Raw genomic sequence first — 26,081 nt, forward strand, 5'->3', positions numbered from 1 at the left:
CTTTAATTAGGTACGACATCAATTTTAATAAGTGGCGAACTTCATTGTTAAATTAAATTTTTAACTAAACAAGTCGCTAAATTAGTGTCTATATCTTGAAGATCTAAAAAATACAGAATGGAACTATAGAAGGATGAGATCGAGTTTTCTTTTGGGTTTCATTACGAATATATTATTTTTATCTTAAATTCAGAGATCGACAACACGGAAATAATGATAACCCAACTAAATACAAATTCTAATGGGTATCGCTATTTCTCGTGATTTAACTGCTGAGTTTTAACTGCTGAATTTTAAACATGTACTTATACCCAAACTTCTCAGGTATGTTTTGCTTTAGGTCATGCCAACTAATATTCTGCGTTTACCTTTAAATGGTTTACGACCATGAACAGCTAGCATGTTATCAACTATCATCAAATCATTCTGTTGCCATGGAAAAACTACTTCGTTCTCTTTATAAATACCGCGAATTTCTTCAAGTACACTTTCTTCCAGTGAAGAACCGTCACCATAAAAAGCATGACGAGGCAGTTCTTCCTCAGCATAAATTAACTGTAAAGATTCCTTTATCTCTTGAGGTAAATTTGACACATGAAATAAATGTGCCTGATTAAACCATACATCTTCTTTGGTGACTGGATGCTGGGCAACGCCTTGACAATTTTGCCATGTACGTAATCTTTCACCATTATTTAACCATTCAATATTAATGTCTCTTTCCTTACATTGACTTTCAACATTTAACTTATCCGTTGTTTGAAAAACCTCTTCCCACGGAAGATCTAATTCTCCGTAGTTTCTGACATAACGCACACCCTTTTCAGCAAAACGTTTTCTTATTGCCGGATCAATTTGTTGAAATACTTTACGACTATCTCCTATATGCGTTGATCCACCTTGCTCTGCAGCGGTATGACTATAGAAATACAACGTTGATGGCCATGAAGTGGTATAAGCATTTTCGTTGTGCAATGCTATTTCCTGATCTGCCGGATACTCTGTTGACGTATAAACATTTCCACGAACACTAGATCTTGGTGTCGAGCGGTTAGTGTATTCCAACATCGGTTTATCCGAAATGCTTTGAATTAAGTTTTCAAAACCCTTTTCACCTTCGATTGAAAACCCCCTAAATAAAAGTGCACCATGTTGTAATAGTTCTGTTTCCAGTTGCACTTTATTTTTATTGATCCAATCACTTAGGCTAAGCGAACTATTTTCAGATTTATAGACTAATGGCAACGTATGACCATCGATTTGCCCTTTTGTAACCTCATTACTTGAAGCTACAGGTTTACGCCTGATATTACGAAGGCGTGAAATTCCGGCATTCGGTTGACTGTTTAACTGATTCATTGTTATCACCTTTGTATTTTATGATCTACGCTTAATTCGCTTTAAGCGACTTAAGCTTGTCTGTTTATTTACTTGTTGCTGGGCTATTTTCTTGGCTTTTGCTTCATCAGAAATAAGTGGCAAGTCTTGCAATAACTTATCTGGTGAATTGGCAACAGCCTCTAACAACGTTTTATAAGAATCGATAAGTCCATCGATTGTTGAACGGTCAAACAAATCTGTATTATATTGTAAGACCCCGGTTAAACCCTGTGGGGTTTCCTGCAAGCTCATGACTAAGTCAAATCTAGCAATTGGTATATCTAATTCCATAGGTTCAAAAGTAGTACCATCAAGCGATAACGGTACTGATGGTGCATTTTGTAATACAAACCAGGTTTGGAAAAATGGGGAATAACTGCTATTTCGTTCAGGCTTTATCGCATTAACCAATTGAGCTAAAGAAATATCCTGGTACCCATAAGCATCTAATGTTGTCTTGGCAACCTTTGCTAATAATTCATTAAAACGTATTCCTGTTTCAATATCAGAACGTATAACTAATGTATTAATAAACAGCCCGACAATTGATTCAAGTTCTGGTCTCGTTCTATTCGCAATTGGTGTACCTATTGCAAAATCTGTTTGCCCTGAATGTCTGTAGAGCAGAATTTCGAAAACCGACATTAGCGTCATAAACAAGGTCACATTTTCTTCTTTACTCAACTGACTCAACTTATCAGAAAGACTTTGTGGTAATAGAAAGTTAACAGCTTTACCGTTATACGTTTGTATTTCTGGTCTTGGTCTGTCGTATGGTAAAGACAATAAAGGCGCTACACCTGTTAATTTTTGCTGCCAATATTGCAATTGACGATCGCTTTCACCTGCATCTAAATACTCATTTTGCCAATTAACATAGTCGGCATGTTGCAAGGTTAACGCTGGTAAAGGCGAAAGTGCTTGCTGAGATTTTGCATGATATAGCGCGACTAAGTCATCAATTAAAATACCCATTGACCAACCGTCACTAATAATATGGTGCATTGCCATCATCAGCACATATTCTTCGTCGGCAATATGGAATAACTTGATCCGCAGTAATGAGTCTTTTGTAAGATCAAACGGTTGCCATGCCAACTCATCAATCTGCTGATTTAATTGTTTAGCTCTGTCATCACTGTTACTTTGCAAACTCTGACGAATATCCAAATATTCAAAATCTAGCGCGGGTTGCTCTCTGAAAAATACCCGTGGGCCGGCATCAGTGATAACAAATCGACTTCGCAACGCTTCATGACGCTGCACCAATTGTTCAATACTTAGCTTTAACCTGTCGATTTCAATATTACCAACAGCTTTCAATGCAGCTGCAACATTATTTAATATGCTGTGTTGAGACATTTGCTCAACAAACCATAAACGTTCCTGATTTTGTGATAACAACATGCCTTGATCGCCTCGTTCAATCGGCACTAGTGGTAATTGCATCACTATGGTATCGCTTTGACCAGCGATATATTTTGTCAAGGCATGAACCGTTTGACAGATCATAAACTCACGCAACGGCAATTCAACATTTAACCTTTCACGGATCCGAGACACTACCTGTGTTGCATGAAGTGAATGACCTCCAATATCAAAAAATCTATCATGAATACTGATCTGTTCACATTTCAATACGTCACAAAAAATACCAGCGATAATCTGTTCTTGCGGTGATGTAGGCGCAACAAATGTAAAGTCTGTATTGTCAAACAACAAGGCTCTTTGTGCTAAAACCTGACGATTTATTTTGCCATTATTCATTAAAGGTAAATCGTCTTCGTATACAAAGTGTACTGGCACCATATATTCAGGCAATAAAGCCATTAAGTGTGCCTTAATCTTGTCGGTTACATTATTTTCTGCATTGTCATGAAGCTTGACATAAGCGAACAGCAGCGCATCTTCTTCTAGCTGTTTGACAATTACGGCACACTCATAAACGTGCTCAAATGATTGTAAATTAATTTCAATTTCTTCAAGTTCTATTCGATGTCCTCTTACTTTCACCTGATTATCAAAACGGCCTAAGTATTCTAATTGACCATCAGGTAGCCACCGAACCTTGTCACCTGTTTTGTAAACTAATTGAGTTGAATAACCATCAATTGTTGCGGTAATAAACTTTCGCGCTGTCATTTCATCTTGGCCTATATATCCCTTAGCCAGTCCTTTACCCGCGATATATAATTCTCCTGCAACACCTATTGGTACTTGTTTAAAATCACGTCCCAAAACGAAACACTGACCATTGCTGATAGGTTGTCCAATCGGTACAGGTGCATTGTTAGCGCCTGACTCACAAAGCCAATAAGCACCATGAATACAAGCTTCCGTAGGACCATATAAGTTAATTAATTGCGCGTTTGAACGCTGATAAAAATCATTCACCATTTGACGAGACAATGCCTCACCACCACAACCTACATGAGTTAACGACGAGCATTGTTCTAATCCGCCTTCCAATAGAAAACGCAATAACGTAGGAACAACCTGAAGTACCGAAATATTTTCTTGTTTAATGGTTTTAAGTAAATATTGAGTATCTTTATGACCGTCAGGCTTAGCCAGATGCAATTGTCCCCCCTGTAAAAGAGGTGCATAAAATTCCCAAACTGATGCATCAAAACTACAAGATGTTTTTTGCAATAATCGACTTGATGCATCCATAGGAATGATTTCCTGCATCCAATGCATGTGATTACAAATAGCATCATGCGATATCATTACACCTTTTGGCTGCCCCGTTGTTCCTGAAGTATAAAGAACATAAGCCAAATTATTACTCGATTGCTTTACATCACCAAGGTTACTGGTTGGTTGCACTGATAACTGTTGTTTGAAAGAATTATCGTCAACATTAACTATTTTTCTTTCAATAGATTGCGTGGCTATCCTTTGACGCTCTATTTCAGAAAAACTGATACTTGACGCAGATATCAAGATAGCTGCGTTTGCATTATCAAGCATATAAGCTAGTCGGCTCGTTGGTAGTTGTGCATCCAGCGGAATATAAGCACCACCGGCTTTTAATACCGCCAAATAACTGATCACCATATCAAAAGAACGCTCTAAACAAATACCGACACAGCTATCAGTTCCAACACCTTGAGCTTTAAGGTAATGAGCCAGATTATTAGCGCTTTGGTTAAGCGCTTGATAGGTTGATGTTTCCCCTTCCATCGCCAAAGCAATTGCATCTGGATTATTTTCAGCCTGCATTTCAAACATTTGATGCAATAACTGTTCAGTATCATAATCTCGCGCTGTTGCATTCCATTGCTTTATTTGCAATGCGTCTTTATTAGACTGTGATGAAAAATCACCAATACATTCAGGACGTTTATCAATCAAGTCATTCAGCAGCTCATGGAAAAAGGCTGATAGTTTGAGGATAAATTGATCATCAAATAATGCTCGCTGGTAATTAAAAATAAATGTCACAGTTTGCTGCATTTCTACCGTCAACGTTAGCGGATAGCTGGTCTGCTCATTCACTTGCACATTATCAATGTGCAACTGTTGATTTAATTCACTTTCCAAATTGCCAAGCGGATAGTTTTCAAATACCAGTAAACTATCAAATAATGCTGTGCCTTGATCTACTTCAGCATATTGTTGAATATCCGCCAGTGACGCAAATTCATAGTTAGTTGCTGCCATGTTATTGGCTTGCAGTGTTTGTAGCCATTGAGCTATAGTTGATTTTTCATCAATTTTCACCCGCACAGGCAAGCTATTGATGAACATGCCCAGCATAGATTCAACACCCGGTAACTCACTCGGACGACCTGACGTAGTTAAACCATAAATGACATCATTCTGATCACTGTAACGCGCTAAAACTAAAGACCAGAGCCCTTGAATCAAAGTGCTTAACGTTACTTGATAAGACTGGGCAATAGCCTGTAAATTTCCCACTTTGTCATTATCTAGTGTTAATGAACAGGTATCATAACCTTGTCTTTCTTTATCAATACCTTTATCTAGCGTTTTAGGTAAAGCAGACACTGTAGAAAAACCAGCTAGTCGTTCTTGCCAGTATTTTTTGGCAGCCTGTTCATCTTGCGCGTATAACCAATGAATGTAATCACCATAAGAGGCCGACAAACGTATTTCATTTTCAACTCCATCAACCATAGATTGATAACATTGCAATGCTTCTTCAAGTAACTTAGATGTACTCCAACCATCGAGTATCAGATGATGACGACTCCAAACAAACACATGTTTATTGCCCGCCAGCTGGATCAATGTTAATCGCATTAATGGACTTTGACTAAAATCAAAACCATTTTGTCGATCCTGATCTTTAAATTCACTAAGCTGTGAAGATTGTTGCTCAGTACTTAAATGACACCAGTTTTGTGTATCTACATTTAATTTAACTGATTTCATTACCAGTTGTACCGGATCATGTGCTCCGCCAGAGATAATTGCAGTACGCAGTATTTCGTGACGTTCGACAACCGTTTGCCATGCTTGTTTAAACATATCTACGGCTAACGAACCGGTAAAATCACATGACATCTGATTTAAATAAATCTGTTCATTCGTTGAACTTAGCTCATACTTTTCAAGAAGTTCATGAAACAATATGCCATTTTGCAGCGGTGACAGTGGATACATATCTTGCAAATTACGCCACTGTTCAGGCGCGATTAAACTACGCATTTGGCTGGTAGACAGCAAATTATTTTTGAAATCAGTTGCACATGCGCCGCCATGCTCTGGTTTTAAACAATAAGCAATTAAACTTTGTAATGATTCTACATATTCATTAGCCAGATCAGTGATGGTATTTTCTTCATAGTGATGACTGCTATATAACCAACGAATTTCTAATTCGCCATTAATTATCAGCCCCTCTACTTCAATTAAAGGATCACGAGGCGATGCTGGGTGACGATTAAGTCCTGTAGATTCATCTGCCAGCTCTAAACCAATCTTGTTACCTAACACACCATCAAATTGTCCGAGATAATTAAACGCTACTTGTGCTGGCTTAACATTTAACAATTCATTTTTTCTAATATGTTTTAATAAACCGTAACTCAAGCCTTTATGCGGAATCTGATTAAGTTGGTCTTTGATTGATAATAAGCCTTCACCCCATTCATCACTGTCCCAACGTAATTGCACAGGAAACATAGTGGTAAACCAGCCCAAAGTTCTGCTTAAATCAATGTCAGAGTCTATCATTTCACGGCCATGCCCCTCTATGCTAATAACACAACGAGGATCACCAGAAAAGTTACTAATAACACGTGTTAATGCTGTTAATAATACATCGTTGATCTGACTTCTATAAGCTACATTCACTTCTTTTAATAAAGTATGTGTATCAGTTTCATTAAGTCTTACTTTAACTTCTCGCGCAGAACCTTCAAGATTCGGTCCGGTGTTCTTGTCAGTCGGCAAAGCAAGTATTTCCTGTGCCGCATTTTCTTGCCAATAAGGTAATGCATCGTTAACCGCTTTCGATTGACTGTAAAGCTCAAGCTGCTCAGCCCACGCTTTGAAAGAAGTTGTTTTCATAGGTAAAGTCGGAGGGGGATTTTTTGTCAATTTACCTGTTGCAAGTTGTTCAAAAGTACTGACAAAGTCTTCAAGTAAAATACGCCACGACATGCCATCAATAATCAAGTGGTGAAATATAAAAATGAGTCGGTCACTTTCAGTATTATCAATACTCAGGCGAACCACTTTCCAAAGAGGGCCATCTTTTAATGAAAGACTGCCTTGCAGTTTATTAATTTTCGCTTCAATGGCGACAGATATATTACCAAGCGCTTTAATTTCATCAAAGATATCATGCTGTTCAAACACATTAGCACCATTAAATTGCTGCTCAGATAATACTTTTTGTTGCCAACCTTCCTCACTTTGAACAAACTGACTTCGTAAGCCATCATGGTGAGCAACTAAATATTCAAGGGTTTCAACAATTAACGCTGATTGCACCTGTTTGCCTAATGTAAACAGTACCGATTGATTCCAATATGAGAATTCCTTATGCTCTCCGTCAAAGAACCAGCTCTGTATTGGTGTTAACATCACATCTCCTTCAACTGGAGCCTGACTAATTTGGCTAACAGATTCTTCTGTAACAAGCGCAAGTTTTACGATAGTTTTCATTTCAAAAAATTGCTGCATAGTGACCTTAAGACCACTTGCTTTCATTCGTGCTATTATTTGTATAGCAATAATAGAATCACCACCAAGGTCAAAGAAATTATCTGTTAACCCTACTTTTTCTACCGCTAATATGTTGCCCCATATCAATGCTATCGCTCGCTCTACTTCAGTTACTGGCGCTACATATTTATTAGTTACTTGTGTCGTTATTTTCAACTTAGCCAGCGCTTTTCTGTCTAACTTACCGTTACTGGTAACGGGTAATTCATCCAGTAAAATAAAAGCCGATGGAACCATATACTCAGGCAAGTTTGTTTTAACGATATCTCGTAGCGATTCTATAAGCACTGTTTCGTCTACATTGTTGGTATTTTCGTCATTCGCAACAATATAGGCAACCAAACGTTTTACTCCCGGATGCTCTTCCCGAACGTCTACTGAGCAATATTTAAGCACTTTAATATTAAGTTCTTTGCCTGCAAGCTCAGTGCAAGCAAGAAGTGTACTTTCAATTTCACCAAGCTCAATACGTTGGCCCCGGATTTTAATCTGCCCGTCTAAACGAGATAAATACTCGATATTTCCGTTGGGTAACCAACGGGCAAGGTCACCGGTTTTGTATAATTTTCTTGAAGGAGATTTATTTGAAGGAAGCCTGTTTGAAGCTATATTATCAAACGGATTTTCAATAAATTTTTCGTCTGTTAAATCAGGGTTATTTAGATAACCACGAGCTAACCCAACACCACCAATATGCAACTCACCAAACACACCTACAGGCAAAGGATTAAGCTTGGAATCTAAAACATATAACTGAATATTATCAATAGGCTTTCCGATAGGAACTATGCCTAAGTTAGATTTTTTATTACAATTCCAATACGATACATCTATTGCCGCTTCGGTTGGACCATAAAGGTTAATGAGTGCGGCCTGAGAGCCAGAGTCAAAAAATCGTTTTTGTAATTCATAAGGTAAAGCTTCTCCACTACTAAAAACCTGTTTGACTTCCTTGCAACTTTCCCAGTTCGCACCGCTAAGCATTATGCTTAACATTGAAGGCACAAAATGAAGTGTGGTGACTTTGCTTGAACGGATCAAATCTACTAGATATTCAGGATTTTTATGACCTCCTGGTTTCGCAAGTACCATTTTGGCACCTGTCATCAGCGGCCATAAAAATTCCCATACCGATACATCAAAGTTGTAAGGTGTTTTTTGTAAAACACAATCAGCTTCATCAATAGGGTAAGCACTTTGCATCCAGTTAATACGATTAACTAATGCCGCATGCTCTACCATTACACCCTTGGGTTGGCCTGTCGACCCCGAAGTATAAATAACATAAGCTAGATTGGATTGATTCACATCACTCAGATCCACAGGGTTTGCTATTTCTTGCTGATCTATACGCTGCAGTATCTCTGGTGAATCAAGACACAATAGAGTTTGATGCTCTACAGGGAGACGGTCAGCTAAATGTAACTGAGATAATATAATATCAACCTTCGAGTCATTCAAAATATAATTTAAGCGATTTGACGGGTTTTCAGGATCCATTGGCATATAAGCCGCGCCGGCTTTTAATATGCCAAAAATACTTATCACCATCTCTGTAGAACGTTCCATGCATAAACCGACAATCATGTCGCTTTTCACACCTTCTGAGATCAGTAATCTGGCCAGTTGATTTGAACGATCATTTAATTCACGATAAGACAGAACTTCACCTTCATATTCTGTCGCAATCGCATCCGGTGAAATTTCAACCTGAGCTTCAATAAGTTGATGGATACATTTATTACTGGGTGAACCCACATCAGTGTCATTCCATTTATTTAACAGCTGATTTTTATCTTCCATTTTAAGTAGCGATAAATCACCGACAGTTAACTCTTTACCTGTAGTTATCTGTTCAATTAATAAATGAATATGTTTGATAAAAGCTTGTACAGAACCTGAGCTATAACGTTCTGATTGGTATCTGAATTTAAACGCCAGCTGGTCGCCCGGCTCAACCACTAATTGCAGACCGTAATTGGTTTTTTCCATCGCTTCGACGTTTTCAATCTGCAAGTCAGATGATGCAGCCAGCTGCTTCAGTGCCGCATCAACAGGATAATTTTCAAAAACGATTAAACTGTCAAATAAGCTTTCACCGTTTGCAATACCGGTATTTTTTTGGATGACATGAAGTGGCAAGAATGCATTTTCTTCCCGGTACACTTGATTCTTATGCAGAGTTTTAAGCCAATCTTTAATGGGTTGCTCGCTGTCAACGTCAACTCGTACAGGTAAGGTATTAATAAATAGGCCGATCATTGAATCAACATCAATTAAATCTGCTGGTCGTCCCGAAACTGTTGTGCCAAACAATACACTATCGTTACCACTGTATTGTTGTAAAATATAAGCCCAAATACCTTGAACAATTGCATTTAGCGTTGTTGATGACTCTTTTGCATATTTGTTTAATCGTTTTGTTGTTGCTTCATCAATTGAAAAATCAATTTCTTTCAATCCGGTTTCCGTCTGCTCGTTCGCCATATTTTCGATAGCAAGTACAGTTCTTGACTCAATACCCTGCAAGGATTGCTGCCAGTAATATATCGCGCTATCTTCGTCTTGCAAACTCAGCCATTCAATATAATTTTCATAAGAAACTGGTGCAGCCAGTGTTAAGGTTTTACCTTCTAAACTCGCCTGATAGCAACTCATAACTTCACTGAAAATAAGAGGTAAACACCAACCATCAAGCAATACATGATGGTGCGACCACAATAGTTGATAGTTTTCGTCGCTATTACGCCAAAATGTAAAGCGCATTAAAGGAGATTGAGCGAACGAAAAGCCTTGCTTGCGGTCATTTTCAATGAAATGTTTAATTTCACTTTGCTGTTCATCAGCACTTAACTGACGAAAATCAATTTGCTGCCAATTTAGTTCATAGTCGGATACAACTAACTGATGCATGATTTCATTGTCAACATCTGGTAGCGCGGTACGTAAAGCTTCGTGCCGGTTTATTACGGCTTCCCATGCAGATTTAAACAATTTAGTGTCTAATTTCCCTTTCAGTGTAAGAGATACCTGTGTGGTATAGGCTTGTGGATCTAATAAGCTATGAAATACCATACCTTGCTGAGTAGGAGTTGCCGGATAAACATTACTTAATGACGGATATGCTTTTTGCCATAATGCCAAAGTATCACTGGTCACTTTTGCTAAAGGAAAATCCGAAGGCGTATAAATTTTTTCTGATTGTGCTAAACAATGAATAATAACTTTTTGCAGATTTTCGCTTAAACTCTGATAAAGATTGTCAATCGTATCCGATGAAAATTGCTGTTGACTATAATCAAGCTTTATTGTTAGTTTGGAGTCAATGACTAAGCAATTAAAACCTAGTTGATGACTTCTTGGTCTTAACGGACTTTCAGCAAGTCCAACGCTATTGTTGATAAGGTTAAAGTCTAAGTCCTCATCTGTCGATTGGGATATCTGTCCAAGGTAATTAAACAAAATCTCTGGTGTATTTGACCTTTGATTAACCTCTGAAAGATTATTAATTTCAGAAAAATTGTTAAGCTCAGGACTTTTGCGTAAGTATTTTAAAATACCGTAACCAATACCTTTATTAGGAATTGCACGAAATTTTTCTTTGACTGTTTTAATAATACTGCCAACATCAAATAACTCTGATGAGTTTAATACCAGTGGATACAGGCTAGTAAACCAACCTAATGTTTCGCTGATATCCAGCTCATCAAACAGTAATTCTCTACCATGACCTTCAATGTGTAATTTTAACTGAGTTTCACTCTCAGACTGACCTTTCCATTGACCAAAAGTCATAAAAAGAGCAACTAGCAATAATTCATTAATTTGTGTGCTGTAGGCATTATTACAGTTTTTTAATAAAGCCGTACTATCAGCTTCGGTCAATTCGATAACGGCAGTTTCTGTTGTTTCAGTGCTATAAGTGCTATCCGATCCCTTCAGCTCATCAACAGGCAATGGCGTTACGACACTATTTTCAATCTCCTGCCAATAATTCAGTTCTTTCACCAAATTATCACTTTGACTATAATATTGTAAGGCACTCGACCATTGTTGGAATGAAGACGTTTTAGGCGCTAAAGAAATTTTCTGCCCAGCTAGTAATTGTTTATAACCTTGATTGATATCTTTTAATAAAATGCGCCAGGAAATACCATCAACAACTAAGTGATGCATAACCAGCAATAAACGACTGGCATTGTCAGCACAATTAAAATAAACAGCTTTGAAAATATTGCCATCATTCAAACTAATGCTTTTCTGCGTTTGTAATGTCACTGCTTCAATGATGCCAGAAATGTCACTAGGGTCTTCATTCGACAGATTCACAACACTCAGTGTTTTATGAACACAATCACTGTCTGCAATGAAATGTGACTGCCAACTCCCTGCTTCCTGGTAGAACCTAAGATTTAACGCATCATGTCGTTGATACAGCGCCCTTATGATCTGGTCTAACTGAACGTTATCAAGTCCATCAGGAACTGAAACACTTATATGTTGAATAAAATAATTAAGATCCGTTTGGTCGCCGTTTAGGAAATAATCCTGAATTGGTAACAATTCCATGTTACCGGTAACTGTGTCCTGAAGCGCTTCAACGATTGCTTTTGTTCCGACAACCTTAGCGAGCTGGTTTATGGTCTGATGCTCAAAAAGCTGTCTTTGGGTAAAACTAAGTCCTTGTTTATTGGCCTGTGCAACAACTTGAATAGACAAAATAGAATCACCGCCAATTTCAAAGAAATTATCAAAAATCCCAACCCGTTCAAGACGAATAACCGACTGCCAAATTTCACAAAGTTTTGACTCTATTTCAGTGCTTGGCTCAGTGTATTCATCGGTTATAATTTCGTTTAGTTCACTTTGAAAATGCTGCGCTATATTCTTACGGGCTATTTTCAAATTTCTTGTTAATAAGCCATTCTCAGTTGAAAATCTAACATCTGTAAAGACCCATTTAGCAAGACTTATATGAGAAAATTCTTTCTGTAACAATCCATTGAGGTGCTGTTCAAGTTCAACAACATCTATTTTTTCTAAAGGTAAATGTACTTGCACAACAGCCATTAATCCGCTGGTATCTTTATAAGGAAACAAGACACAATGTTGGATCAGAGAGTGTTCTTCTAAGTGTTTTTCTATAGGTTCAGGTTGGATCTTCTTACCATCACCCGTGATAATTGTTGCTTTTTTTCGTCCGATCAAAAAAAGATGCCCAGCTTCGTCAAGATACCCCAAGTCACCAGTATATATTTTATTCCCTTCTATACGGGTATCGTTTTCTTCCTGCTGATAATCAAAGAAACGACTAGTCAAAGGCCGTTCTTTAATAACGATCACTTCCCCATCTTCTACGATCTCTATTGTAGTATTAGGTAACGGTTTTCCTGTTGACCCAATCACATTACTATTTGGCGTATTAACACAAACAACGCCACTTTCCGTTAAACCATAAACTTCAAACAAAGGTATATTTTTACTTTTATATAATTCTAATGTTGGCAAACCAATTTTAGCCATACCCGTGATCATAAAACGAATATTCCCGCCAAATATTTGCTTTATTGCCGCCCCCTCCAGTTGACCATATTGAGCTGCGATTGATTCATAAAGAATCGGTGGAGCAACCAAAATTGTCGGTTTTAAACGAGGTAATCCAGCAAATATTTGCTCTTGTGGCACAACATACATAGATGCACCAACAAATAAAGCCGCATAGTAAAATAACCTTTGCTGAAAATTCGAAAACGGCATAAAAACATAAACCGAATCAGCAGCCGTAATATTAAACGCGTCCACTAAGGATTCAATTTGTAGTTCAACCCCATTTCGATCAATAACCATTCCTTTAAATGTACCGCCCGTACCTGAAGAAAAAACAAAGCTATGATCATCACTATTGTCAATATACCTTGTTTTCTCACACGGCTTTATTTTAACTTCTCGATGGTTAGATCCAATAATAAGTACATTACTGTGCTCTTCACCGTTAAGTTGATTCCAACGTTCAGGTGCAAGTAAAAGTACATCCAACTCATACTCAGCTATAAATTGTTCAACATCATTAATTTGATGATTTTCTTGAAATATAACGGAAACTGCGCCAATTTCAATTAACGCAATATCTGCCATTAGCCATTCATAACAATTGTTTGCAGCAACGCCAACTCGACTACCTGAATTAACACCAATAGCCTTCAAATAATTAACATATAGATTTACATCATCACTTAATTTAGAAAACTTGTATCGTTTATCAACTTCTTTTTCGTAGAAACTTATTATTGATTCGCCGAATGTTGATAACTTTTTCAACATATTAACCAACTTGTACATACGTCTAATTTCCTTGCTTAATAATTACAATCTATTTGTTTATACTCTTTGAATACGGGAGCAAAAAGATACTCTCGATTTTTGCTTTGAGTTAAGGTGAATATACTGAATATCTATGCTGTTTTTTGTGCATAGTAGTGTTTAGCAGTTCCTTCATACATGCCATAAAATAATCGACAAGTATGATGAACAGTTTCTAGTGCTTCTGCTTGCATTTCTGCACTAATACAAAGATCTACTACCAGTTCAATACCCTGACGAACATGACCAACATCTTCTTTTTGATGTACTGAGAAAAACAAAAGATCCTTTTCCTCAATACCGTAAAACTTACCTAATATTGAATGCCTCGCCTCGCCAGCTCGTTCTTCAAGGTTTTGACCTTCACTTGCGATCAATACTGCGGCTGCGCCAATGTGATAACGGGAAGGACTTTTTACAGCTTCCATCCGAAAATCAATTAATTCTTTAGTTTCAGCGCGTGCAACAGCTTGATCACGCTCTTCATCAGTAATACCAATAGCACGTATAAAGTCCTGCATTAATTCCACATGATTTTTGGTGTTTGAAAGTCGTCCCGTTTCTTCTTCGTACATATTGTGAAGAAGACGACGCTTGTGCTTAGGCATAGGACAATGGAAGAAGATATTTTCAATATACTCAAGAAAGTTCTTGGTTAACTGATATCCTTGCAATGTGATATCGGTCAATAATGGCCAATTTTCTTGCTCTTTCATCAGCTCTGCCAATATAGGATGATCTACTGTCAGGTGACTATTCAACGCTTCACGTAATTTAATTTTAAACTCTTCTTTTGATAACATTTTTACTTATTCCTTAACTGTTTTTGGGGCAAATGTTGCAAACTTTTCTTTTAGATCTACCGCGGTTTGATACATGTAAATACCTGAAAATACCTCTTCGTCTACACGAGCGTAATCGGGTAATCGACCATATTGGCGAAAACCGCAATGCAACCATACTTTCTCAGATCGTGTGTTTTCCCGAACGTCAAGAATTATTATGTCCTTGCCCAACTTAATACATCGTTCAGCTATTCGATACAACGAGTGATTAAGGAGTTCGGTTCCTCGTGATGACGGGTGAATAATCCCCCTTGTCAACTCAACAATATGCTTACAGTTCGGCAATTGCTTTTCATTGAGGATCACCATTCCTATAACCCTTTTGTTTTCACTTGTTGCTAGCAACACATGCTTTTTCTTAAGACGAATATCTTCGTCAAGTTCGTCAATAATTTTTAATCCGGTCTCATCATCGAGCACCTCCGGAAATCCAATGATTGTGTCGTCCTCTAATACTGAGTTCATTAAATTCAATATTTCTATTTTTACTTCTTCCGATAGCATGTCAGGCCAATTTAAGGTCTGAAGCTTTTTTATTTTTGACATAGAAACCCTATCTTAAAATATTATTAATCATCTGTTTTACCAAGCAAAAGTGAAGAAATAGTATCTTCACCTTTACCGATAACTACACGCGTATCATCAATTGAAAATTTATCGTGTAAATCAAGGCTAACTGAAGTGGCTTCATATAAAATATGACGTAAACCAAAGGATGTACGGCAAATAATTTCGCAGTTTTCATTCATGGTTTTATAGATATTATCTAAGATGAGAGATTTTGGTTTTGCTAATAATGCAATGATAATGACGTCATATTCTGATACATCGTAATTTCCATTCGGCTGATGCATCAGATTTATTTGGTCTGACAAATCAAGTTGGTTTATCAATTTAGTTGAGAAATCAATTGATTTACTGCAAATATCGATGCCATCAACTGGTACTTGTAAATAGTGATTTAACCAGATGGCGCTAATTGGTACAGGCCCTGAACCAATGAAAAGTGCCTTTTTAATATTCTTGCCTTTAAGCATAGAAGTTTCACGACACAGCAAACGTTCAAAACGTTTATTCAATATATATTGCTGATAACAAAAAGCTTTTCCGCTATTTAAATCAGTAACAAACTGATTCTCTAAAGCTGTTTCCCAAGCACAATAAGCATTATGTATTAGTTTTTTTTCGACTAAATCAATATTTTTATAATAGTTTGATTCATCTACTTCTGTTGCTTGAAATATTTTATGTTCTAAGTGATTTACTAATCGATTTAAAACATCAAAGTTAAGTTCAGGATCTTCAGTCAAGTTAGTGTTCGACCTGAGAAACTGCGTCGCTTTATTAATGCCAACATGAAAACCCTCAGTACACTGTAGAATATTATTTAATCCATTCATTAAAAGATTTACCTTTTTTTATTTAATAACTTACGTTCGTTGAATCAGTAGACAAAAACTTCCGGAGTGATCCATTTTTTAACGTGGATCAAATGTGGAATCTGATCACAATTTATATCTCCCTAAACATAAAGTAGTTTTTAAATTATTATTTCTAGCTTATTATTTTGTTTTGTCATTAAAAAAGGGAGGACTTATAAAGGGATATGGTTATTCATCAAAAAAATTAACAATACCAAAAAGACGCGCTGGTTTGGTGTTCAGCACAATTTATAGATGTGGATATGCAGGAACACTCGACTTAATATTTTAACTAACATTTTTCTTCTGAGACTTTTAACTGTCTAATAACAAAAATATTATTTTTTACTTATGTTTTTCTCCCAGCATTTACAAGTTCCACCTTCATTTGTAATATCCTTCACATATAAATTATTGATGGAAAATAGGAATTGAAACTTGGATATTGTTAACAAGCTCAATCAAAAAAAAACAAATAGTAATCGAAATCAGTGGATCGTAGCAGGGGGCTTATTATTTTTCATATCCCTATATTTTACTTTCTTTAGCGGTCCTTCGTTACCGACTATTGCAAAAGATGATATATACTTAGGTATTGTTAAATACGGCAATATCGTTATTGACGTCAATGCTCCAGGTACACTCATTCCGATTGAAAACCATTGGATTTCCTCATTGGTATCCGGTCATGTAGATCAAAGATTGCAGCAACCCGGTGATATTTTGGAAAAAGACACCGTAATAATGGTATTGAGTAATCCAAAACTAGAACAACAGTTAGAAGATGCCGAGCTAAAACTTCAGATGGGAGTTTTAAATTACAATATCCTTAAGGAAAACCTTAAACTTGAACGTTTAAAAACTGATTTAGCAATAGCTGATGCTGAGTCTGATTTCAAACAAACTCAAATTTTATATCAGGCTCAACGTAGTCTCGAAAATAAAAATATTGTTTCAAAAATACTAGTTGCACAAACCCGCATTAAACTTGAACAAACAGAAATAAAACTAAAACTGCAGAAGGCTATTTACAGCGGCTTACCCGCGCTGAACGTGTCAAAAATTAATGTAGAAGATATAAAATTACAACAGTTGAAACGAATCAAACTTCATTTTCAAGAACTAGTTAATGCCTTGAACATAAGAACCTCTTCGGCCGGCGTACTACAGGATATTGTGGTTCAAGTAGGACAATTAGTTACTGAAGGAACACTAATAGCTAGAACAGCAAAACATAATGATTTAAAAGCACAATTGAGAGTTCAAGAATCACAGGTTAAAGACATTAAAATTGGTCAAAATGTTAAGATTGATACACGCAATGGCATCATTCAGGGCAAGGTTGCACGCATTGACCCCTCTGTTCAAAATAGCACCGTAAACATAGATGTAACTTTAATTGGTCTTCTACCCGAAGGGGTACGAACTGACTTAAGAATTGATGGCACGATAGAAATAGGTAACATTCAAAATATTCACTATATCAGCAAACCCACAAACGTATCACCGAATAACACTGTGTCTATTTTTAAAATATCTGAAGATGATTTTGCTGAAAAAATATCAGTTAAATTCGGCCGGGCTTCTGCTTCTTATATCGAAGTCATCAGTGGATTGTCTACCGATGATCAAATCATTTTATCTGACATATCTGAGTGGGAAGCTATTGATAAACTGAGAATTAACTAGCTTAAATAGTCATTAAAATTTGAACAGGAAGCGATATTATGAAAAATACAGTACTTATGAAGTTGGTTAATATAGATAAAATATTTCATATTGATCGAATAGAAACACATGCATTATCCAATATCAACCTTGAGATAAATAAAGGTGACTATATTTCGATTACCGGTCCATCTGGTTGCGGGAAGTCTACCCTGCTTTCAATGCTTGGTTTATTAGATACCCCTTCAAACGGAGAATTTTGGTTAAATGGTATTGATGTTAGTCAATTTGGATTATCGTCATTGGCGAAAATTCGAAATCAAGAAATAGGATTTATATTCCAGGACTTTAATCTGATTGGAGATTTAACCGTATTCGAAAATATAGAACTACCTTTAACCTATCGTGGGATCAAAAAATCTATTCGAAAGGAAATGGTAGAAAAATGGGCTGAGCGTGTTGGTATGTCTTCAAAACTTCAGCATAATCCATCTCAATTATCGGGCGGACAACAACAACGGGCAGCTATTGCAAGAGCATTAGTGGGTGAGCCTTCAGTTTTATTAGCCGATGAACCAACAGGAAATTTAGACTCGAAAAATGGCGTGATTGTAATGCAGTTATTGAAAGATCTCAATGATGAAGGTGTTACAATTTGTATGGTAACGCACGATAAAGAGCATGCTAATGCCACCAAAACAATGCTCACCTTGCTAGATGGTAAAATTGTTGATTTAGACACGAGCAATTTATTGTCGGCTGAGGTCGCATAATATGGAAAAGCTACTCATTGATATTGGTTATGCTTATAGACGCATGCTAGCTCAAAAATGGTCAACATTAACGATCATTCTCACTATTGCCATAGGGATAGGTTCTAACACTGCAATATTTTCTATCGTTAATGGCGTACTGCTTAAAGATTTACCTTTTGAAAAAGGTGAAGACCTCATTGTAATAAAGCAATCAATTATGGCAGCGCCTGACAAAGAAAATATTTTTTTTTCGGTACCTGAAATAAATGACTATCGAGATCAATCAGAGACGTTAGCGCAACTATCTGAATATCATTCGATGAAATTCACAATGCACGAAAATGGTGAGCCTACGCAGATTAATGCTGGTGTTGTTTCAGCTAACTACTTTAACCTTTTGGGGATTAATCCTATATTAGGTCGTTCTCTCCAACTTGCTGATGACGAATTAGGCTCAGAGCCTATCATCATATTATCATATCAATTTTGGCAACGAAAATTTAATAGCGACATTAATGTTATTAATCGAACGGTTGAGATGAACGATAAAATTCACCGCATCATAGGTGTTATGCCTGCTTTTCCAGAATATCCCAGAGTAAATGATATTTACATTCCAGTGTCTGTTTGCCCGACCCGATCAAGCGAAAATGTTATCCATAATAGGAACAAACGTATGATGCATGTCTTTGGTAAAGTAAAGGATAATGTATCAATTAATCAAGCACGCACAGAATTAAAAACAATAGCAAACCGTATACACAAAGCTAACCCTGCATATTATCCTGAAAATTATGGATTTATCATTCTAGCCGACAAACTTATAGAAGTATTGACAAAAGATATTAAACCTTCACTTTATATAATGATGTCAATTACCTTTCTGGTTCTGTTAATTTCCTGCTCTAATGTCACAAATCTTATATTGGCCCAGCAAAGTGTCAGACAAAAAGAACTCGCAGTACGTGAAGCCGTTGGCGCAACAAAAGAACGTCTTATTCGTCAACTACTAACAGAAAGTATTCTGCTATTTCTCATCGGCGGAGTTTTAGGTCTATTTATAGCGATAATTAGTTTTGATGCACTAATAAGCTACTCAGCGACATTAACCACAAGAGCCTCAGACATATCGCTTGATTCAACGGTACTGTTATTTACTTTTGCTATATCTGTTATTGGCGGCATTATCAGTGGGTTACTCCCTGCGCTTTCAAAAAAGAAGCTGGCAATAGTCATGAAAGAAAGCGGCCATCACGCAAGTGGAAGTGGCAAAAGCAATTTAATTCGTGCCTGTCTTATTGTTACCCAATTTATAATTTCTTTTATTTTATTGTATTCAGCAATTTTAATGCTTAAAAGCTTAAATAATATTAAAAATGTTGATCCAGGTTTCAACTCTAAAAATGTTTCTATTATGCAAATAGAACTAAACTGGGCCAAATATTCTAAAGGTGATCAAATCAATAGCTTTGCAAATCAATTATTAATAAACGCAAATAATTTACCTTTTGTGAGTTATTCGTCTATTTCAAGCACCTATCCAATGAGTGCAAACGGGATCAAAAAAGCTAAGTTATTACTGAACGATAGAGCTACGCTTGAACAGGACAACCTTCCTGTTGTTGATTATCGAGCTGTAGATCAGCACTATTTCAATTTGTTAGACATTACTTTATTAAAAGGTAGAATGTTTTCAAAAAATGATGATGCATTATCTTCTCCCGTAGCGGTTATCAATAGATCAATGGCTGAGTCTCTCTGGGCTGATAGTGAACCAATGCAAATAAAATTATCATTAGATGATGGTGAGTCGTGGCATACTATTGTTGGCATTGTCGACAATGTAAAGCAGCATGGTTTAGATAAAGTTACTCCGCATGCTGTCTACTTACCTTATGCACAAGTGCCTAATAATACTATTCAATTATTGATTAAAAAGCAGGGAAAACCGAAAGCGATAGCAAAAACACTGCGTGAAATAGTCTATAAAATAGATTCAAAGCAACCTGTTACAAGCATAAAGTCTATGCAGGCTATTTTAGAATCTAATAGTGCATCTCCTCGTCTGATTACCTTTTTACTGTCTATATTTGGTGGCTTCGCCATTATTTTAACAATATCAGGCATTGCCGGAATTATTGCTTACTCTGCACAGCAAAGACAAGTAGAGCTAGGAATTCGATCTTCCATTGGTGCTGAACCAAAAAACCTTATTTGGCTCGTCATCAAACAAGGTTTAATTATGAGTAGTATTGGAATCGTATTAGGCATTATTTGTACCATTTATGTTTCTAGACTTATGGAAGGTATTGTATTCGGGGTTGATGTTATTAGTATTGGGGGTTTTGTTCTCACTATATTCGTATTGTTTGCAATCGCGTTAATTGCCAGTATTGTTCCTGCGTTTAAAATATCTTACTTAACGCCGTCAGCATTGCTTCGAAAATGATCATTTTTGGCTGAATCACATCAATTCCATAAATAGTGGAATTGATGTAAGTAAGCTAACTTAAAGTTAGCAGAATTAATATCCGAGAGAAAACTTTAGGACCCTGTAACAGATTTTTGTAACTGTCAGTTTTAGATAAAGTCCTTTAAACGGTCTTCGAATTCAATCATAAATCGATTCAAGGCCGTTTTCCAGTTTCTTATCGGCATCGTCCATTTCTTGGATGCTGCATCTATCGCAAGATAAACTACTTTCCTCGCTGAATCATCAGACGGAAATAACTTACGTTTCTTAATCGCTTTTCGAATAACACTGTTTAGTGATTCTATTGCATTCGTCGTGTAGATGGCTTTGCGAATTTCTTGAGGGTATTTGAATAGTGTATTTAAGTTCGTCCAATGTGCTCGCCAAGAACGGCTGATTTGTGGGTATTTATCATCCCAACGTGAGCAGAAATTATCGAGTTCAAGTAGTGCTCTTCTGTCACTGATTGATATATGCGCTTTAAATCAGCGGTCACCGCTTTGTAATCTTTCCAGTTTCATTAAACCATTATAGTGATCGCGATGCATAATAATATGCACCTGTCACGGTGCTTACCTATTTCGTTAATATTAAAATCGTGAGCACTTTCGTTATTTTGTTTAACTCAGTATTGTTTTATTCCTTAAGATCCAACCTATGAGTATTTGCTTATCAAAAAATAGCGTTCATCACTTTTATTCTCTGATAATAATATATATAGATCATATATTTTATTTATGATAACTTATAAAAATAACAATAAAATAACAATAAAATAACCATGAAATAACAATGAATATATCTAATTTTTATGAATTAATAAGCGAAATAGGGCAAGCTGAGAATAATGATGAGTTGAAAGCTATCTGTTTGAAATTTTGTGAATTAACTAAAACAAGTTTCTATTTATTAGGTGTTATCTCTAAACATTCACTTTATGCACCCAAAATAAGTATTATGAGCAATTATCCGCAAAGCTGGCTGGATTATTATTTAGAACTTAATAAGCAAAGAATAGATCCTGTTGTCTCCTACATGTTGACAAAAAACAGACCTATTCTTTGGGAGGAACTTTTATCATTAGATCAATTTAACACCGCTGAAATTCAAGTATTTATGCAACAAGCGAGAGAGCATGGTTTAATCAATGGGTTAAGTGTTCCTTTACGTTCAGTATCCGGTGAAATTGCAGTATTTAGCATTGTAACTGATATTTCGCATGAAGAAGGAAGAAAAATTTTAGATGACGCTCTACTCTTTTCCCATACCTTTTCCACACACTTATTTGAGCAATACGTAGCAATTCAAGCCAAAATAGAACACATTAAAAATAGAAAAAAACTGACTAAGCGTGAAACTCAATGTATGCTTTGGGCTTGTGAAGGAAAAACGTCTTGGGAAATATCTCAGATTATTAATATTACGGAAAGAACCATTATATTCCATTTAAATAACTCGGTTAAAAAACTTGGCGCTTCAAATCGTCAACATGCGGTTGCTAAAATCATAAAGAACGGCTTAATTCAACCAGAGATATAATTTATTTAATCACTACTGTGTTCTACTGAACTATTCCTTTTATTAGAGTTTACCTTTGTATCTAGTCATTTTTCTATTGAGCTTTATAATTCCATCATTGTGCAATATGTCCAAGTAACAAACGAAATTAACACTTAAAATATTTACGTATACCTTAAGCGTATAGGGAATGGAACCTAGCTGCGCTCAATATTCCATGGTAACAGTGGTTCAAGATTTTTTGGTCTGAAGTGGTCAAGTAATATTGACCACAGTTTTGTAGCTTGACTCATATCTTCTTTCTGAGTCATTTGGGCTTAACCCGCCGTTGTACCTATGTGGTCTCATCTGGTTATAATAATCCATGATGTATATAATGATCGCTTGCTTAGCCTCATTAAAATTCTTATATCCTATCAAAGGTATCCATTCCGTTTTCAAACTTCTGAAATATCGCTCCATTGGTGCATTATCCCAACAATTTCCACGGCGACTCATGCTTTATGTGATTTGATAACGCCACAGTCGTGCATAAACTTTCGGCTGGTGTAATGCGCTCCTTGGCCTGAGTGAAATATGACACCTTTGGGTTTGCCTATGCTTTCATATTCCATTATTAATGCTTGCATCGTTAACTCACTAAATCTAACTCATTCATTAAGCTTCCTGCCCGATAACGACTTAATGGATAATCTTCATTAGTCACCATGTCAACAATACTTCTAGCACCCGCAGAGCCACCACTAAGTCTATGAAAGCCTTTAACATCAGCCCTTAATTTAATTTCTGAGGAGCTTAAATTATTATCCCAGCTTACCCAATATCAATAACTGCTGTGATGTACTTCAAATACATCGTATAACTTACTAATAGAGTATGGTTTTTATTGCTCTGATTGAGTTTCTCAATTAGTAATAATTGTTTGGGGAATCTGACATCAACAGAGCGATAGCCTTTTTAAAATATCCTTTTCTAATTCAATACGTTCAATCTTTTTTCAAGTTCACGTATTTTCAATTGATCAGGGGTAATAGGAGTCGCTTTAGGTTGTTTACCTTTTCGCTTTTCTTTTAACTGTTTAACCCATTTGCTAACGGTGGAAAAACCAGCACCCTTCGCTTTCGCTGAATCTTCATGGGTATAACCATTATCAACAACTAATTGAACTGTTTCTAACCGAAATTCAGGACTAAAATTGGGACTTTTTTCTTTGTAATTTGTATTACTTAACGTTTGATAAGATGCATTATAACACCTCTAAATAGGTGGCCAAATTGACTATGCTATTTCACTTAATTTCGAATTTTTTGAAGGCTCGGTAATTTTCTATTTGGACGTTTCGAATATACATTTAAAATCCATCTCGTAGTTGTTTTTTTGCGTGATTAATAAGTTAATCGACAAATACCCTAACAAAAAAATTCCTTTGGAGCATTATAGATGGTAGGAAAGCCACTTAAGTACTATATAACCTTTATTAACACGGTCATGGAAAGTACAATAAACTTAAAAGCCGTTTGCTGTTCCTAAAGAAGACCTTAATCTTTTCAACCAGTAACGTCACGATGCGCTCAAAAGTGGCATTTTAAATAATACAAAAAGATAACTAAGTCCTTCCCATCAGAACACTCTTAACAACGATTCTTAGCTACTTCCCCGAACATTGATATCTAACCGTGCATTATTTATGCTTAAGTACATTTATTTAATGGTTTGGTGGTTATTTGGTTGGAAGTCGCGGGATTGAATGGCATATCAGATTAAAGATATATATTGTACCGGACTTCAATACAAATATGAGGTCAATGTCAGGAAAACAATAATCGAGTTCACTAACAATCCCAGGAATAATTAGCAAGCAAACGAAAAAAGGCTGATTCATCATGAATCAGCCTTTAAATATCTATTTGTATAATTTTAGTGGTGCGGTTGGGGGGACTTGAACCCCCACGACCTAAGTCATTAGCCCCTCAAGCTAACGCGTCTACCAATTCCGCCACAACCGCGCAATACTAAATTTATACTACCTGTTTTACTAAGTTATCTTGCTAATATTAAGGATAATTAGCTAACTTAACTTGTAGAGGCACAATCCCCTCAAGCTGGCGCGTCTACCAATTCCGCCACAACCGCGCAATACTAAATTTATACTATCTTTTCTTATCAGTTAACTTACTAATATTGAGGATAATTAGCTTTATTAACTTTTTGAGAATAAAAAATCTCAACCTAGCGTGCCTACCAATTAGGCCATTTCTAATTTTAAAGTTTTATTGTGGTATGTCGCTGTCACTCGATTTTTTTGATGCTGTAGGTACATCTGTATTTTCTACAGATCTACTTGGCTCTATACTTTCACTAGGTATTGAATCATCACCTGGGATAGTTTGCTCAACAGGAGAATTTAAGTTGTTCCACTCATCGGTAGATTTAATTCTGTTTGCTGTTAAGTTACCTAACACTAAGCTGATAACAAAGAATGCGATTGCTAGCCATGTTGTCGCTTTAGTGAGGAAGTTACCTGAACCACTTGAACCGAATATTGTTGCTGAAGAGCCGGCACCAAAAGATGCGCCCATATCGGCGCCTTTACCTTGTTGGATTAACACTAAACCAATTAAACAAATTGAAACAATTAAATAAGCAATAATTAACGATTGATACAACATTTTAAGATCCTTTGGCTGACGAGCAAATTATTTTGAATTCGTCGACTTTTAAACTAGCACCACCAATAAGACCACCGTCAATATCAGTTTGTGCAAATAATTCTTCACAGTTAGCAGCATTTACGCTGCCACCGTATAATAATGGCACTTTATTCGCGATTAATTCATTAGCATTTGCTAAAAATTGGCGGATAAATAAGTGTGTAGCTTGTGCCATTTCAGGTGATGCTGTTTTGCCAGTACCGATAGCCCAGACAGGCTCGTAAGCAATAACAACATCAATAAATTTTTCGATACCTATTACATCAATAACTGGCTGTAATTGTGAAGCCAGTACCGTATCAGTTTGTTCAGATGTTCTTTCGTTCTCGCTTTCACCGATACATAAAATAGGTGTTAAACCAGCGTTAAGAACCGCTTTAACTTTATGAGCGACTTGCGTACTTGTCTCTTTGTAGATACTTCTACGTTCAGAGTGACCTACAATAACATAGTTTACAAAAACTTCATTGAGCATATCTGTTGATACTTCACCAGTATATGCACCGCTTTTGTGTTCGCTTACATTTTGTGCACCCAAGTGGATGTTAGCTTGTAAATTTTCATTTTTAGCATTCAATGCGAACGCTGATAAAAAAGGCGTAGACGGACAAACAACAACATTAACATTTTCAGCTAGTTTGACACTATTTAATCCTGAAATCATTTCTTTTATGAGCGGTAAACTTCCGTTCATTTTCCAGTTTGCTGCGACTATTGCTTGTCTTTTCATTTATCTTTCCTAATTAAAG

At 36.4% G+C, this 26,081-nt stretch carries 11 protein-coding genes, 1 tRNA gene and 3 pseudogenes; 4 read left to right on the plus strand and 11 right to left on the minus strand.

The features are described 5' to 3' along the window. Positions 1-336 precede the first annotated feature (336 nt). The 5 genes from H4J73_RS06150 to H4J73_RS06170 form a co-directional block, all read right to left on the minus strand. Positions 337-1,359, minus strand: coding sequence for a TauD/TfdA family dioxygenase (locus H4J73_RS06150; RefSeq protein WP_182223794.1), 1,023 nt, complete (start codon positions 1,357-1,359; stop codon positions 337-339). 18 nt (positions 1,360-1,377) lie between these two features. Further along, positions 1,378-13,920 (minus strand): non-ribosomal peptide synthetase, encoded by a 12,543-nt coding sequence (locus H4J73_RS06155; protein WP_182223795.1) that lies wholly within the window; start codon positions 13,918-13,920, stop codon positions 1,378-1,380. A 113-nt stretch (positions 13,921-14,033) separates the two neighbouring features. Beyond that, positions 14,034-14,702: a TenA family transcriptional regulator gene (locus H4J73_RS06160; RefSeq protein ID WP_220460655.1), complete on the minus strand. Its 669-nt coding sequence runs from the start codon at positions 14,700-14,702 to the stop codon at positions 14,034-14,036. 48 nt (positions 14,703-14,750) lie between these two features. After that, the gene (locus H4J73_RS06165) at positions 14,751-15,332 is read right to left on the minus strand and encodes a GNAT family N-acetyltransferase (protein ID WP_182223797.1); all 582 of its coding nucleotides are present in this window, start codon (positions 15,330-15,332) and stop codon (positions 14,751-14,753) included. A gap of 23 nt (positions 15,333-15,355) precedes the next feature. Further along, entirely contained in the window at positions 15,356-16,096 is a 741-nt protein-coding gene (locus tag H4J73_RS06170; RefSeq protein WP_182223798.1) for a nicotianamine synthase family protein, read from the minus strand. A gap of 549 nt (positions 16,097-16,645) precedes the next feature. On the opposite strand from H4J73_RS06170, the gene H4J73_RS06175 reads away from it, so the two are divergent. Genes H4J73_RS06175 through H4J73_RS06185 form a run of 3 tightly spaced genes read left to right on the plus strand, consistent with a single transcriptional unit; the run spans position 16,646 to position 21,079 of the window. Continuing rightward, the gene (locus H4J73_RS06175; RefSeq protein WP_182223799.1) at positions 16,646-17,896 is read left to right on the plus strand and encodes an efflux RND transporter periplasmic adaptor subunit; all 1,251 of its coding nucleotides are present in this window, start codon (positions 16,646-16,648) and stop codon (positions 17,894-17,896) included. Positions 17,897-17,934: 38 nt separating this feature from the next. Next, on the plus strand, positions 17,935-18,648 hold the full coding sequence (locus H4J73_RS06180) for an ABC transporter ATP-binding protein (protein WP_182223800.1): 714 nt from the start codon (positions 17,935-17,937) through the stop codon (positions 18,646-18,648). Position 18,649: 1 nt separating this feature from the next. After that, complete coding sequence (locus H4J73_RS06185) at positions 18,650-21,079, plus strand: ABC transporter permease (protein ID WP_182223801.1); 2,430 nt, start codon at positions 18,650-18,652, stop codon at positions 21,077-21,079. A 131-nt stretch (positions 21,080-21,210) separates the two neighbouring features. On the opposite strand, the pseudogene H4J73_RS06190 reads toward H4J73_RS06185, so the two are convergent. Continuing rightward, positions 21,211-21,620 (minus strand): annotated as a pseudogene (locus H4J73_RS06190) (transposase); the annotation flags it as partial. Positions 21,621-21,895: 275 nt separating this feature from the next. Here H4J73_RS06190 and H4J73_RS06195 point away from each other — a divergent pair. Next, positions 21,896-22,642, plus strand: a complete 747-nt coding sequence (locus H4J73_RS06195; protein WP_182223802.1) for a LuxR family transcriptional regulator — start codon at positions 21,896-21,898, stop codon at positions 22,640-22,642. Positions 22,643-22,876: 234 nt separating this feature from the next. Here H4J73_RS06195 and H4J73_RS20935 read toward each other — a convergent pair. The 5 genes and pseudogenes from H4J73_RS20935 to tpiA all read right to left on the minus strand — a co-directional run. After that, a pseudogene (locus tag H4J73_RS20935) lies at positions 22,877-23,399 on the minus strand (integrase core domain-containing protein); the annotation flags it as partial. Between the two features lie 194 nt (positions 23,400-23,593). Next, positions 23,594-23,806 (minus strand): annotated as a pseudogene (locus H4J73_RS20940) (transposase); the annotation flags it as partial. A gap of 736 nt (positions 23,807-24,542) precedes the next feature. After that, a tRNA-Leu gene (locus H4J73_RS06205) sits at positions 24,543-24,627 on the minus strand. 264 nt (positions 24,628-24,891) lie between these two features. After that, positions 24,892-25,287 (minus strand): preprotein translocase subunit SecG, encoded by a 396-nt coding sequence (gene secG, locus H4J73_RS06210; RefSeq protein WP_182181447.1) that lies wholly within the window; start codon positions 25,285-25,287, stop codon positions 24,892-24,894. A gap of 4 nt (positions 25,288-25,291) precedes the next feature. After that, a complete protein-coding gene (tpiA, locus tag H4J73_RS06215; RefSeq protein ID WP_182181338.1) occupies positions 25,292-26,062 on the minus strand; it encodes a triose-phosphate isomerase in 771 nt (256 codons plus the stop codon). Positions 26,063-26,081 lie beyond the last annotated feature (19 nt).

Source organism: Colwellia sp. MB3u-41 (assembly GCF_014076845.1).
In the GTDB taxonomy this organism is placed as follows: Bacteria; Pseudomonadota; Gammaproteobacteria; order Enterobacterales; family Alteromonadaceae; genus Colwellia_A.